The 14,982-nt window shown below is 40.3% G+C and carries 13 protein-coding genes; 2 read left to right on the plus strand and 11 right to left on the minus strand.

Going from position 1 to position 14,982, the window contains the following annotated elements:
- Window positions 1–115 precede the first annotated feature (115 nt).
- The 3 genes from BLP50_RS12035 to BLP50_RS12045 form a co-directional block, all read right to left on the minus strand.
- Window positions 116–1,222 carry an NADH-ubiquinone oxidoreductase-F iron-sulfur binding region domain-containing protein gene (locus tag BLP50_RS12035; protein ID WP_090155086.1) on the minus strand — a complete coding sequence of 369 codons (1,107 nt, stop codon included), beginning with the start codon at window positions 1,220–1,222 and terminating at the stop codon, window positions 116–118.
- Entirely contained in the window at window positions 1,222–3,345 is a 2,124-nt protein-coding gene (locus BLP50_RS12040; RefSeq protein ID WP_090155088.1) for an FAD-dependent oxidoreductase, read from the minus strand. Before BLP50_RS12040 ends, BLP50_RS12035 begins: the two co-directional genes overlap by 1 nt.
- Window positions 3,346–3,539: 194 nt before the next feature.
- Complete coding sequence (locus BLP50_RS12045; RefSeq protein WP_090155090.1) at window positions 3,540–4,751, minus strand: 6-phosphofructokinase; 1,212 nt, start codon at window positions 4,749–4,751, stop codon at window positions 3,540–3,542.
- 66 nt (window positions 4,752–4,817) lie between these two features.
- On the opposite strand from BLP50_RS12045, the gene BLP50_RS12050 reads away from it, so the two are divergent.
- A complete protein-coding gene (locus BLP50_RS12050; protein WP_090155092.1) occupies window positions 4,818–5,213 on the plus strand; it encodes a hypothetical protein in 396 nt (131 codons plus the stop codon).
- A gap of 163 nt (window positions 5,214–5,376) precedes the next feature.
- Here the strand turns inward: BLP50_RS12050 and BLP50_RS12055 are convergent, their stop codons facing one another.
- The 6 genes from BLP50_RS12055 to BLP50_RS12080 all read right to left on the minus strand — a co-directional run bounded on the left by BLP50_RS12055 (window position 5,377) and on the right by BLP50_RS12080 (window position 11,148).
- Window positions 5,377–5,919, minus strand: coding sequence for a glutathione peroxidase (locus BLP50_RS12055; protein ID WP_090155094.1), 543 nt, complete (start codon window positions 5,917–5,919; stop codon window positions 5,377–5,379).
- A gap of 193 nt (window positions 5,920–6,112) precedes the next feature.
- Window positions 6,113–6,811 (minus strand): adaptor protein MecA, encoded by a 699-nt coding sequence (locus BLP50_RS12060; protein WP_090155097.1) that lies wholly within the window; start codon window positions 6,809–6,811, stop codon window positions 6,113–6,115.
- 130 nt (window positions 6,812–6,941) lie between these two features.
- Entirely contained in the window at window positions 6,942–7,850 is a 909-nt protein-coding gene (locus BLP50_RS12065; protein WP_090155099.1) for a dihydroorotate dehydrogenase, read from the minus strand.
- Complete coding sequence (locus BLP50_RS12070) at window positions 7,850–8,614, minus strand: dihydroorotate dehydrogenase electron transfer subunit (protein ID WP_090155100.1); 765 nt, start codon at window positions 8,612–8,614, stop codon at window positions 7,850–7,852. Before BLP50_RS12070 ends, BLP50_RS12065 begins: the two co-directional genes overlap by 1 nt.
- A 69-nt stretch (window positions 8,615–8,683) precedes the next feature.
- Window positions 8,684–9,604 (minus strand): orotidine-5'-phosphate decarboxylase, encoded by a 921-nt coding sequence (gene pyrF, locus BLP50_RS12075; protein WP_090155102.1) that lies wholly within the window; start codon window positions 9,602–9,604, stop codon window positions 8,684–8,686.
- A 266-nt stretch (window positions 9,605–9,870) separates the two neighbouring features.
- Window positions 9,871–11,148: a dihydroorotase gene (locus BLP50_RS12080; protein ID WP_090155104.1), complete on the minus strand. Its 1,278-nt coding sequence runs from the start codon at window positions 11,146–11,148 to the stop codon at window positions 9,871–9,873.
- Between the two features lie 169 nt (window positions 11,149–11,317).
- Between BLP50_RS12080 and BLP50_RS12085 the strand changes: the two genes are divergently transcribed.
- Window positions 11,318–12,712, plus strand: a complete 1,395-nt coding sequence (locus BLP50_RS12085) for a hypothetical protein (RefSeq protein WP_090155106.1) — start codon at window positions 11,318–11,320, stop codon at window positions 12,710–12,712.
- 405 nt (window positions 12,713–13,117) lie between these two features.
- On the opposite strand, the gene BLP50_RS12090 is transcribed toward BLP50_RS12085, so the two are convergent.
- Both BLP50_RS12090 and BLP50_RS12095 read right to left on the minus strand, forming a co-directional pair.
- Entirely contained in the window at window positions 13,118–14,188 is a 1,071-nt protein-coding gene (locus BLP50_RS12090; protein ID WP_090155108.1) for a hypothetical protein, read from the minus strand.
- 12 nt (window positions 14,189–14,200) lie between these two features.
- Window positions 14,201–14,800, minus strand: coding sequence for a hypothetical protein (locus tag BLP50_RS12095; RefSeq protein WP_090155110.1), 600 nt, complete (start codon window positions 14,798–14,800; stop codon window positions 14,201–14,203).
- Between the last annotated feature and the right edge of the window lie 182 nt (window positions 14,801–14,982).

Below are 14,982 nucleotides of genomic sequence, written 5' to 3' on the forward strand. Positions count from 1 at the left end.
CAGGCTACATACAACTTCTATCAAGTTCCTGAATCTTTATCTATTATTGCATTCAAAAAAAGGACAGAAAAAACCCGTGCAATAAAAGACAAGCTTTCGTTGCACGGTTTTCCTTTCACCATTTACCGCATTTTGTTTTTTTCTTTGGAAGCTTAGGAAGCTTTGTGGCTGTTTTAATGCAGCCTTCGTCGCATGCTGATACGCACTTGCCGCATTGCTCGCAAAGATCCTGGTCAATTATATGGATAAATCCATCTTTTCCTTCGATTGCATCCTCTGGGCAGGCGTCAATACACTCGCCACATCCGATACACTCATCTGGATCAATATAGTAAAGCTCTGCTTGCTTGTAGCACTTGCCACATTTGCAGTATTTTTTCTTGATGTGTTCCTCAAATTCATCAGCGAAAAGTTCCATTGCAGATGTCAGAGGCTTTGTCATGCCCTGACCAAATGGGCAATATGCTCCGATTGAAATAAGCTCTGATACCTCTTTGATAAGGTCCAAATCAGACATCTTCGCCTTGCCTGTTGTCATCTCTGTCACAATCTGCTTGAACTGTGATGTGCCCTCACGGCATAAAACACATTTACCACAGGACATTTCGTATGCTTTATTCATCAGCTGAACACATGCATCCACAATACATTCGCTCTCATCATAAATTGTTATAGAGCTGAATTTTTCTGTCTCATCAATTTTAAGCTTTGCAGCCTCAGAGCCTGAAACAAACTTACCTTTTAAACCACCAAAAAGTACTGCCTTGGCACCATCAACTGCTGCAAATTCTCCCACTGGCTGGCCTACATTTACCTTCTTGATTTCAGTATTCTCACCCTTGTTTATGGCAACGAACTTTTCCTCAAATCCCTTAGTCATACCGTATGCCGCCTCAGGTGTAATAACGGATACCGCCTTGCCATCATACACTGCCACATAGTCATCCTGAATCATAGGACGAGGCAAATTGCCTGATAAAACCTGAGCAACTGAGTATGGGTTATTAAGAGTTGGAGAAATCTGGCTTGTATGAACAATCTCTCCATTCAAGCCTGAAACATCTTCGCCTTCTGGAAGAAGATAGATTATTTCAGCGTCAAACTCCTTTGAATATTTGTCAACACCTGCCACAACATCAGCTGTATAATTCTTCAGTATATACGTTGAAAGAGGTGCTTTTACATCATCACTTACGCAACTAACAACTAATAAATTCTTCATTACTGCTGACCTCCTTCCTCTGCCAAAAAATCACTCCAGAATTTCTGTGGAGAAATCTGTACTCGAAGGTCACACTGTAAGCAACGACTTGCCTCGCAACCTGCCTTGCTGCAATCAAATCCCAAATCCATAGGCTCAAAGTTACATTTTCTAGAATCAACTTCTGTAACTGTTGGCTCATTTCTGTGAGTCTTTGTCAGGTTCTCATTTTTTCCAATGCAAGGATTAGCTATCTGCTCTGGCGCAAGTTTTTCTTCAATATTTCCATCACCGCCAAGGAACTTATCTATTTCAGAAACAGCCTCTCTAGCCTCTGCAATAGCTGCAATTACTGAGCGAGTTCCTGTAACAGCATCACCTGCAGCGTAAATACCTTCCACCGATGTCTTATGACCATCATTTGTAACAATACGTCCTCTGTTAAGTTCTAGACCAAATTCCTCTGTAATGTCAGGATGCTGGCCAACAGCAAAAATAACTGTATCGGCAGGGAAAGTAACTGTGGAATCTGGGATTCGTGTAAACTCAGGTCCCTTAGGGCCAAATTTAAGTCCCTCTATTCCAGTAACAGTAAGGCCTGTCACCTTGCCATTTTCTGACTCTATTGCATCGAATGTACGTGAATTTTCAACTATGATTCCATCTTCCTTGGCCCATGTAACTTCCTCTTCAGAAGCAGTCATCTTATCAGGAGCCTCAAGACATGTCATAACTACATGCTTAGCACCAAGGCGTAGTGCCGACTCAGCACAGTCTATTGCTACATTTCCGCCACCGAGAACAACTACATTCTCGCCTACTTCAAATGGCTTTCCTAGGTTGATAGAACGGAGGAAGTCTGCATTGAGATAAACACCTGGTAAATCATTGCCCTCAAGTGGAAGTCTGTTACCGGCATGAGTTCCAACTGACACGAATACTGCATCGTAGCCCTGTGCCTTAAGTTCGGCTGCCGACTTAACATCCTGATTGCACTTGATTTCCACTCCGATTGACTCTATTTCAGCGATTTCTCTATCTAAAACCTCTCTAGGAAGTCTATAAGAAGGAATGCCATATCTCATCTGTCCACCTGCCTGTGGAAGCTTTTCAAAAATGGTTACCTCATGACCAAGCTTCTTAAGATAATATCCCGCTGTAAGTCCTGCTGGACCTGCACCGATTACAGCCACCTTCTTACCTGTAGATTCCTTCATGAAAGCATTTGCTTTCCAGCTACCATCATCCTGACTAGCTGCAAATCTCTTTAGATTTCTGATAGAAAGTGGGCCATCAAGATGATTCCTCTTACACTGAAGCTCACATGAATGAACACATATGTATCCAAGTGACTCTGGGAATGGTGCCTTTTCACGAACTGTTGCTGCTGCAGCTGGGAAGTTGCCTTCCTTAATAAATCTAATGTATTTAGGCACATTGATATGTGCAGGGCATCCCTCGCTACAAGGAACAAGTGTCATTTCACGGCTGAGGCCTGGGTCATCTTTGAATACACCAACCTTGTCACGGATTGAACCAGTAGGACATACCTCAACGCAAGCTCCACAGAACTGGCAGCCTGCATCCTCAAGGCTCTTACCGTTAATAACAACCTTCATTCTGCCATCAACTTTTTCAAATTTAAGGGCCCCTACGCCGCGAAGCTCAGAACATGCTCGCACGCATCTACCGCAGAGTATGCATCGATACATTTCGTGAAGCATCAATGGATTTTCCTCATTTTCAATAAGAGGTAACTTTTGCTGACGTAGGTCTCTGCCAGAATCACCTACATACTGTGAGATAGATGCCAGCTGGCACTTGCCATACTTTGGACAACCTACACACTCACTTGGATGAGTCTTAAACATCAAGTCCACTGAAAGCTTTCTAACCTTTTCAGCTGTCTCATCTTTTGTTGTAATCACCATCCCCTCTTTTACCTTGGTTGAGCATGAAGTAATCACACCGTCTACTCCGTCCTGTTTCACCACACAGAGACGGCATCCACCATTTGGATGCAAATCATCATGATGACATAGATGAGGGATGTATATTCCATTATCAAGAGCTGCCTCAAGTACAGTCTTTGACTCATCTGCCACAATAGCTTTGCCATCAATGATTAAATTGACTTTTCCCATAATTTTAGACTCCTTTAAAAACTATTAGAAAATAAGAACTTTATTAATCAATCTTCATTTTGACAAATACTATTCTATTTAATGCTTGGGGCTGTATCTTTTAATTTTTTTCTGTATTTTTAACAAAAAATTGCACGGTAGATTACCTTAATAATCCACCGTGCAACATAGGCTTGTATTTTATTGCAACATATTTATCTAGTTACGAATACTGGAAGTCCATCTCTGTACTCCACATCTGGAAGACCAATTACAAGCGGTCTAAGGTACATTAACATGTCCTTTGTAACACCGTTGTGCTCTGGATTAATCCAATCCTGAGGTACTTCCTTGGCCTCATTTGCAATGTCATGAATCTTAGCATAATCAAACTTTATCTCATAAGGTGCATTGCTGATACGCTCCATTGTAACCATTGCGCCAGTAACACCTTCCTCAGCAATATCTACAGCCTTTTTGCCAATTGCCTCTGACTCATTGATGTCTGTAAGGCTGGACATATGAGCTGCTGCTCTCTGAAGAACATTTACCTCGATTGAACGAACCTTAACGCCAAGCTTGTCCTTTACAAGATACTCTAATGTCTTGCCAGCACCTGAAAGCTGAGCATGACCGAAATTATCAAGTGTGCCTGTTGATGCAGAAATGTACTCCCCCTGTGCATCTCTGATTCCCTCAGAAACTGCAACAACAACATTGGTCTTTTCACCGAGAATTGATTTAACATCCTGTATGAACTTTTCCTTATCAAATGCAACCTCTGGAAGATAGATAAGATCAGGACCATCGCAACATTCTGTCTTGGCAAGAGATGTTGCAGCTGTAAGCCATCCGGCATCACGTCCCATTACCTCGATAATAGTAACACTTGGGTTATCGTAAATCTGTGCATCGAAAATAACTTCCATTGTAGAAGTTGCAATGTATTTTGCAGCTGAACCAAAACCTGGTGTGTGGTCTGTTACACAAAGATCATTGTCAACTGTCTTTGGCACGCCAACGAATCTAATATCAGAGCCAATCTGTGCTGCATATGCAGAAAGCTTGTCTACTGTATCCATAGAGTCATTGCCGCCAATATAGAAAAATGCCTCTATTTGGTATTTGTTAAATTGTTCAAATAATGTATTATAGATAGGGTCACCAGAGTCAATGGCTGGAAGTTTAAAACGACATGAACCTAGATACATAGCTGGAGTTGTCTTTAAACGCTTTAAGAAATGAGGGTCTGAAGCCACGATAGAAGATAAATCAATTATATTGTCATCTCGAATACCCAAGATGCCATTAATCGATCCATAGATTTTATCGTAGTTTGAACCAATTGTACCTTCAATTACACCAGCAAGACTGGCATTGATAGCCACAGTCGGGCCACCTGATTGTGCTACTATTACGTTACCCATAATAAATATCCTCCCTATGAAATTAGAGTATCTGTTGGGATGATTGTAACACAGGAGAGACATTTTATGAACAATTTTTTATATGGCATTATTGACATAATTACTTACTTCCATACGTACTTTTTGTCCTTAAACGATTCATACGAGGCAAACTTCACTGACAAGCAGCTTCATTTCATTGTAATCGGTGTAATTGGCATGATTATGATTTTTATCGTGCACCCACTCTTTACTCTTTTGGCAAAGAGCGGTCATGTGCTTGCCATCAGCTGGATTTATGTTTTCACACTTATTATCCTGCTTACATTTGCCATTGAAATCGGTCAAAAAGTTACCCACACAGGCGTCATGGACTTCAACGACATTGTATTCGGTGTCTGGGGCTTCATGCTCATGTTCCTAATCTTCGCCGTAGTCCGTGGCATCATCAAAGGAATCATTAAGTTAATTAGAAATCGATAAAATAAAAACATGTGGCTGCTTTTGAAAAATGAGGGAATCAAAAGACTATGCCACATGTTTTTTGTATAAGTAAATATGGAGAAATTCTATTTGTATTACAACTGGAAACACTTTCTATTGAAAATGTTAAATTATGGCCTGTATTAAACAGGCAGGTGTGATATTACATGAGGCTTGCTACGCACTCCTCAACCTTCTTCATGTCAGCTGTTGGCTCGAAACGTGCAACTACGTTGCCTTCGCGGTCAATAACAAACTTTGTGAAGTTCCACTTAATATCAGGATTGTTCTTGTAATCCTTGTCAATCTTCTTAAGCATTACGCCCATTGCAAGAGCTGCAGGGCCCTTTCCAAATCCTTCAAATCCCTTCTGAGACTTAAGATACTTGAATAACTCGATGGCATTGTCGCCGTTAACATCAGCCTTCTTCATCTGAGGGAACTGTGTGTTGTAGTTGAGCTGGCAGAACTCATGAATCTCTTCATCGTTGCCTGGTGTCTGACCTGCGAACTGGTTGCAAGGTACATCAACTACCTCAAATCCCTGCTCATGATACTTCTCATACATCTTTTCAATTGGCTCGTACTGTGGTGTGAATCCACAACCTGTAGCTGTATTAACTACTAAAACTACCTTGCCTTTTAAGTCAGCCATTGAAAGCTGTGTGCCGTCTGACTTCTCAACTGATAAATCATAAAATCCCATTGTCTTGTCCTCCTTAAAATAATCATTAATACTCTCTAATCGTTTAATTCGATTGTGCGCAATTGATTTTATAGATAGATTGTACGCAATCGAATTTCATTTGTCAACACTTTTCTAAATTTTTTTGCCAAGCTTATTTTCCAATAAAAAAATGGCACTGGAATAATCCAAGTGCCATTTAAAAAAGTCATATTTAAATCTGAGATAAAACATTTACGCAATCATCGCTTATCAAATCTCCATGCTCTAATAGAAATGCTCCATCAAAGCTCTCTGTAAACATCTGACTTGCGAACTCAGCAATAACAAGAATCACTGCTGAAATCTGGCGACGTGTTAACTGGAAGTTAAGCTTGATATAGTAATCATCGCCATAACGGTAAAGCGAGCTCTTAATTCCCTCATACTTTGGAACATGCTTGCATAATTCGATAGCAGCATCCAAATCTGGAAGAATAGCCCACAACGGTGTATCAAGATACTGATCTGTAACCTCGTCTCTCTCGTCCTTAAGTACTGTTGCGTTCTGCACCGGTACATCAGCTGTGCTGGCTGAAATAGGAGGTGGATTCTTAGTCGTAGAAAGTGTCTCCTGTAAACCTGTTAAATGTTTCTTCAATTCCTCAATTGCAGTTGCCAGTCCTGAACTTGAATCTGGGGATATAAGTAATGCAACATCGCCCTGTGGCATAACTGTCATCTGAACACTATAAGCCTTGGCGTGAGTCTCCATACCTAAAGTCTCGCATGCCTCAGCTAAAATATCCCTGATAAAGCTTTGGGTCTTTTCCTGGTCACTGACGAAATCTCCAAGCTCCATGCCGTTCTGTTCCATTTCTTCTTTGGTGATGACGCAGCGTATTTTATCCTCGCCTATTCTCTTGAACTTCATCAGCTCCCCCTCCTTTCACATAGTGTGTCGATGTAATAAAAGTTTAGCAAATCGATTTAAATGTGTCACGGAAATTTCTGAGTATATTGTCTGATTTTTCTGTGAACATCGGGATAAGTGTCAATCAATTCTATTTTACAATTCCTATTATATCATTTATATCATCGATTTTCTTGCGAACCATATAATCTTTCATTCCTGAGAGAATATCAAGTGTCGCTGTTGGATTGTAAAAATTAGCTGTCCCTACAGATACAGCTGTTGCACCAGCAAGCATCATTTCCACTGCATCCTGCCAAGTTGAAATGCCTCCCATTCCTATAATAGGGATGTTTACTGCATTTGCACACTCATATACCATTCTAACTGCAATTGGATGAACTGCTGGGCCTGACATACCGCCAGTCTTATTAGCTAAGACAAAGCTCTGACGTTCCACATCGATTTTCATACCTGTAAGAGTATTGATAAGTGATATGGCATCTGCTCCACCTGCCTCTGCAGCTTTTGCCATTACCTTTATATCTGTAACATTTGGCGAAAGCTTCATAATGATAGGCTGCTTTGCATGGGCCTTGACCAACTTTGTAATCTCCTCAACCGCCTTTGGATCCTGTCCAAATGCAATTCCGCCCTCTTTAACATTAGGGCAAGAAATGTTGATTTCAAGCATATCTACTCGAGATTCACCAGCCAATCTGTCTACCACTTCAATATATTCTTCGGCTGAATGTCCGCAAACATTAACCACCACTCTGGCATCTTTAAACTGCTCAAGGAATTTTAAATCTCTCTCGCAGAATACCTCAACGCCTGGATTCTGCAAGCCAATAGCATTAAGCATTCCTGAGCTAACCTCAGCTATACGAGGTGTTGGATTGCCTGGCCATGGCACGTTGGCAACACCCTTTGTCACAACAGCGCCAAGCTTATTTAAGTCTACAAATTCTGAGTACTCCATTCCTGAACCGAAGGTGCCGGAAGCCTCCATAATAGGATTCTGAAACTCAACTCCTGCAATGGTAACTTTTGTATTCATTACAACACCACCTCCGTAGAAAGAAATACTGGTCCGTCCTTGCAAACCCTTTTATTGTTAACATGGCTGTGGTCGTCTTTTTCAGTAGACTGGCATACACATCCTAAACATGCGCCTACTCCGCAAGCCATGCGCTCTTCCATTGATACATAGCACTTGATTCCACGCTCAGCCGCATACTCAGCCACGCCTCTTAGCATAGGCTTTGGGCCGCAAGCATAGATAACATCTGCATCCAAATCATTTTCTTTCATGGCGTCAACCACAGTACCATGTACTCCTACTGAGCCATCATCTGTGGCAATAATAAGCTCAGCTGCCACATCTGTAAATTCCTCTGTAAGGAACATGTCGTCATTTCTATAGCCCATAACTGCTGTTACGCTGCCTGAAAGCTGCTTTGCAAGCTCAATCATTGGAGGCACACCGATTCCACCGCCAACAACTACAGTCTTTTCTCCCTCAAGTGGGAATCCATTGCCAAGAGGTCCCATAACCTCTACCTCATCTCCTGCAGTTAACTGCGAAAACTCAGCTGTTCCCTCACCTACTACACGATAAACTACGCGAAGTGTACCTGCATTTTTATCAATCTCGCAGATACTGATTGGGCGTGGAAGAAGCTTGCTTCCATTGTTGCTGTATATACTTATGAACTGACCTGGGATAGCATACTCAGCAGCTGTAGTCTTAAGCTTCAAGCTGTATACTCCCTCAGCCAGCTTCATTTGTTCTAAAACCTGGGCTTTTTCTTTTACTTTCATTGATTCCATGACTCCTAAAAATTTTCTTTACCTCTCAAAACCGGCTTCCTCTTCGGTATGAGGTAATTACTAGTTAAGCGCTCCTCTGATATCAGCGAGCATATCCTCTACAGCTGCGCGGCTTGCTTCTGCAAAATTAGCCTCGCCATATTTAGCGTACTTCTCCTGCTGGTATGCAGCAATGATTCCACGGCTTGAGTTTACAATTGCGCCAAGGCCATCTTCGTTGAAGAAGTTTACAAGGTCTGCGCCCTTTCCGCCCTGAGCACCGTATCCAGGAACGAGAATATATGTATGAGGCATAAGCTTACGAAGCTTTGCGCCCATCTCAGGATATGTAGCACCTACTACTGCACCTACATTTGAGTAGTTGCCCTCACGTGTGTCTGCGCCCCACTCCTCGATTTTCTCTGCCATATGCTCATAAAGTGGTCTGCCATCGATAAGTCTGTCCTGGAACTCACCAGAAGATGGATTAGATGTCTTGCAAAGTACAAAGATACCCTTGTCCTCCTCCTTGCAAACATCAACAAATGGCTTGACTCCGTCTGTTCCAAGATAAGGATTAACAGTAGCCATATCAGCATCAAATCCCTGATACTTGTAATCGCCAACCTGAACTGAGCCAAGATGTCCAAGAGCATAAGCTGTAGATGTAGAACCAATGTCGCCACGCTTGATATCAGCAATAACTACGAGGCCAAGCTCCTTAGCATAATCAACTGTCTTCTTGTATGCAATCATGCCTGGAATGCCATAGCTTTCATACATGGCAATCTGTGGCTTAACTGCTGGAATCAAATCAGCACAAGCGTCCATAATCTGCTTGTTGTAATCAAACATTGCCTCGCCCACAGCCTCAAGTGTCTGGCCATGTTCAGCAATGTGCTTGTCCACAAGGCTCTTTGGCATGAGCTTCATTGTAGGGTCAAGACCTACAACTATTGGAGCATCCTTCTCTTTAATTTGGCTAATTAATTTCTGTATCATAACTTTATCCTTTCTATTAACTAGTCGGTTACGCCTACAAGCCTTATATCTTCTCCGCTCGACAACACGTCTCTCTTGAGAGATATAAGAGCTTGATGTCTACCGACTATAAAAAATTTCTCTTCACTGAATTAATAGCGTACAGGCTCATATAATTATATATTGTCACTCAATCCCGCATGTTACGCCTACAAGTCTTAGATATTGCTTCACTCAACTACATGTTTCGCTACGCAACACTAAGAGCTTGATAGCTACTTGCTCATCTAATTACCATAAACTACGCGACCACCAAAGATAGTCTTGACCACCTTACCCTGGACCTTGCGGCCTTCGAATGGCATATTCTTTGATTTGCCTACAAAGTCTGCTGCATGAATCTCATATTCTATACTTGGGTCAAAAATTGTGATATCGGCTGCCTTGCCTGATGCAATATTTCCAAGGTCATCGCGACCGAGGATTCTAGCTGGATTAGAGCTCATGTATGCCGCCATTGTAAGTGGTGTGATGAGGCCTGAAAGTACCAGCTCTGTATATGTAAGGCTTGCAGAAGTCTCAAGACCTACGATACCAAATGGCGATGCAAAGCCCTTTGCCTTTTCCTCTGCTGTATGAGGAGCATGGTCTGTAGAAATAACCTCAAATACCCCCTCAGCTAAGCCTCGTCTAAGGAAGTCTCTGTCCTCTGCTGTACGGACAGGAGGATTCATTTTGTAATTGCCATCACCTGGCACGATGTCGTCCTCTGTAAGTGTAAAGTGATGTGGGCAAACCTCTCCAGAAACTTTCACGCCTCTGGCCTTAGCCTCTTTGACAATGTCATAGCTCTCCTTTGTAGAGCAGTGGCAAAGATGAAGTGTTGCACCTGTTTCCTCAGCAAGCATAATATCGCGAACTTCAATAATATTCTCAACAGCATTGCTGATTCCCTTTTCTCCCATGCTGTCTGATTTGGCGCCCATGTTCATAACGCCACCCTGAACTAGATTAATGTCCTCGCAGTGAGCAAGCACTGGAACATCGGCTGCTGCTACGATTTTCATTGCCTCACGGTAAATGCCCGAGTCCATAACAGATTTGCCATCCTCTGAGATAGCAGGAATGCCTGCATCAATCATGCCCTTCAAATCAGAAAGCTCCTTGCCTTCCATTCCCTTAGTCACGGAGCCAACCTGGAGAACTCTTGTCAATCCAACTGACTCTGCCTTGTCATGGACATAATTTACAAGCTCAGGATTATCTACAACTGGCTTTGTATTTGGCATAGCAAGCACTGTTGTAACTCCTCCTCTTGCTGCTGCCCTAGAGCCGGTCTCGATATCCTCCTTAGCAGTCTGACCGGGATCTCTGAAGTGCACATGCATGTCTATAAGTCCAGGCATGACATAGCATCCTTTCGCATCAATCACCGTATCAGAAAAAACGGGAACAATATCAGCCTCAACAGCTGAGATAATGTTCCCGTCTATCTTAATATCTAATATTTCATCTGTGTCTGTAGGTGGGTTTAATACCCTGCCGTTTTTAATAATAAGGCTCATGCTATACCTCTTTCAACTAACGTGTTTTCAACTTCAAATAGTATAGCAAAATACCGCCCTGCTCACAACATTTACATGGTTATTTTATGTTAAATGGAAAAATAAATTATTATTTATTGAAATACAAGTGAAGTTATAGATTTCTATGCAACAGAAAAGGAGAATAATTATGGCATTACAAAATAATGAACATCCATTTGTGGTAGCAGCTGATGTTGTCCAAAGAGGATATGCGAGAATTAATGCATACTATAGTGCAATAGACGATTTGCTAGCTACAAATAACCCTAAGTACAAAGATTTTATTGATAACTATTCAAAAAATATTGACGATTTATTAAAACAAACGGCTGCCGCAGAAAAGATTATTGAAACAACTAGTAAAAACTTGAAATCCGATAGCGGAAGAGCTAAGAATAAATTTCAAGAAGATCTCCTAAAGCGAAATGTAAACGGTGAATATGATAATTTAAAAAAAACTAGAGATTCTATTCCCACCAATAATGAAGACATAAAAAAAACTAATGCCTTGCTAATCGCTGTTACCGAAGGAATGATAACTAAAGATGCAGCATCTGAATATGCGAGCTCTCCAATGCGTCTACAGCAATTAACTGAGGTAGTCCAAGATCATCTTAATCAGATAAGGAATACTGCCGTCTCACAAAACACAAATAACAAGGCTGCTTCTTCCAGTACAACTGAACAGCATACTCAACAGATTTCACATACGAATAGAGCTATTAGTAACCCACAGAATGAATCTGTTAAAACCACTACAGAGACTACTAATCAGTCAAAAGCTTCTTCGAGTACTGTCGATGCTGAGACTCCACAAGCCGCAAACATTTCGCCTAAGCCTAAAAATGAATTTCCTAGAAATATAAATGACAATGATAGTAATCATTTGAAAGCTGAAAAAGAACAGCAGGAAAGAAATGAATTTCGCGCTAAAAGGATTCAGATAGCAAAAGACCCTGAATATAGAAAAAAAATGCTAGAGCGTTTGAATATTAATTTGAATACTACTAATCAGGAAGCTATTACTCAGCCAGAAGCTACTGCAAAAAATACTAACCAACAGACTAACACTCAACCAGAGACTGCCACAGGATCTACTAATCAGAAGAATAAAAATAGACGTTTTAATAACTTACGTAACCTTTTTACTCATTCTACCAAATTTTTGTCTAATAAGAAAAAAACAAATAGTAAGCATGGTTTTATAGTTCATTCTGTTAAAAAAATTAGTTCCGATATAGATGTGTCTAATTTGTATTCTGCACCGAAAAATGCTTCCGCAGATACAAAACAATCCACTGGTGAGAATATAAGCCCAAGGAATACTACACCTTCAATATCCGAAGAAAGAATTAAGTTATTAAGACCTGCTAAGAAGCTTAGAAGGGATTTGGCGAATAATGGTTTTACAAGACAAAACGAAGCATATAACCGTATAACTGATGCCACAGTTATAGATGGCAAACAAAAAGTACCTGTCAACTCTAACCCTAACAAAACTATTAACAACCTTCAAAGAACTACTTCTGTGCATTCTATTTAATAGTGCTGTACTAGTTTAATTCTAATCAAAAAAGCTTCCGTCTCAATTTCTTGTCACACATACTAGAAAATTACAACCATTTTTAAGGAGTGAAAATAGAATATGCTCGACAGTGCTTAGATTATTTCCATAATAATCCACCCGCTAAAATAGACGAAGCATACCTTAATAGTCGTAGAAATGAGCTTTGCACTCAAAGTTACTTCAATCAACCATCAGAACGTAGACCACGTCGCCAGAATAATAATGAACCTAGTTCTAGCAATAGTTATCATCTAAGGACAACTTCTTCCCATTAAATCCTATTCAATATATCCTTCAAAAAGGGAACACTCTCAGATTCATCACATCCGAGATTGTTCCCTTTTTTTCTTTCTTTCTAAAAGCAGTGATAGAATGCAACTATCACTTACTCTTGTTATACAAATGGAGCAAGTACTTTTTAAGCATTTTGGACATATTCTCATAGGCGATTAAATCATAAGCCTCCAAATATCTATGATACTCACTTGCCGATATAATTCTCTTTGCAAGTTCCGGAAAATTTGGATCTCTAAACTCTTGCCTGATTGCATTTCTTGCTTCAGCCCTTTCCATTTTAGTGGCAGCGGCATCAATGGCTTTTCCAATTTTTCCTACTGATTTGATAATTCGCCGTTCATCCCCACCGTGGATAATAGAGTCCTTGACTCCTACTAGATATAATTTTCCGCAATAATTGGCAATACAACTAGTAGATACTCTATAGTCATATGCTTTACCAAGTTGCCAGAAATAAATTCCAATCCAAAAAAGAATGATAAAACCAGCTATTTTCAAATAATAAAGGCTAGTGCCCTTTTCAGCAGATGATATAGCGTCAATTGTCGTCACATAATTATACATAAAGAAAGCTGATGCAATCATTATCCCTATCCCTACAAATATGGCAACGTAGAGTTCAATAAAGGAGCCTTTAAAAAATACTATTTTAATGGCTTCATCCTCACCATGTACATGAGATAATCTGACTGGACTCTGCCTCTCATCCTCCACCTGACGTCCTTGTTGGCTCTCTTTCTTAAGATTATCCTGTCTCTCCTTTTCCATCTCCTTCTCAAATGCTGCAGTTCTTTCTGCCGCAAGTCTAATTCTCTCAGCTTGCAGTTCCTGAGCTTCAGATTCAGCCTTCTGTTCTTTCAGCACCTTAGCTTTTTGCCTCTTTTCAATATCTCGATCATTTGGCAAAAGATGATGGTACAATTTTATAGCTCCCACTAGCAAAAGTACTCCAATAATAATTGCCCCAATAAAAATAGGTACTATATCTAAAAGATATGGATTGTGGAACATCAAATAATTCTTCCTTAGCAAAAGCAACTGATAAATGCTTCCCAACACAAGCACAATACCCACAAAAGAAATCAGACATACCAATACTCTGTATAAACCCGCCTTATTCTCATTACGCTCTTCCATCTTTCCCCTTTCATACATAACACATCTCTCTTAATTATTTTGTCTTTCCAATGAAAAACTTATTAAAAATCCTTCAATTCCATAGAATATTGCTGCTAATCTCTTTAGAATTATGTCCTGCTGATTGACTGTAGATGTTACATGCTCAAAAATAGTCGAAGGGACCGTGTTTGGCACATTTTCAATAACATAATGTACAGCAAATAAATATACCGCCACCCCGACAACTAACAATGCTATAACAGACTTTTTTATCTCTTTTCCATCCTCATCAAAATAATGATTAAATGCTAATACACTACATAAACACAACAGATTCTGAATACCGTACCAGGCACCACCCACAGTAAAAAATCCCATATTTAACAGTCTATTCAACACAAAATCCATCCCAGTCTCAATAGCGCCCCATATCACCGTATAGACAATAGCCATTTTTATGGCATGTCTTATCTCTCTAGTGTAAGTATAATCCACCATGGAAAACACATACACCCACAAAGCAACAACACAGATAGTCCTACCACTAAAAGAAAAAACAGACATACTCCCGTAGGATGTCATCAAAAGAAACACAATAGCCTGCACTATCACTGCAGTTGATATTAAAGGTACTCTCTCTTCTTGCATCAATATCTTCCTCTTATGAATGGTTATATAGTAGTTATATACTACTTGAATGAATAAAGCAATACCCGTTTCTGCGTTTCCAATATTCAATCTGAAACATTTTAGTAGTCTTTTTGTAATAGGTTGGAAAAAACGCAAAATCTTTATTGAACTAATAATAGTACTGATTTTATATGCCTATA

The organism is Pseudobutyrivibrio sp. AR14, from assembly GCF_900101325.1.
Classification (GTDB): domain Bacteria; phylum Bacillota; class Clostridia; order Lachnospirales; family Lachnospiraceae; genus Pseudobutyrivibrio.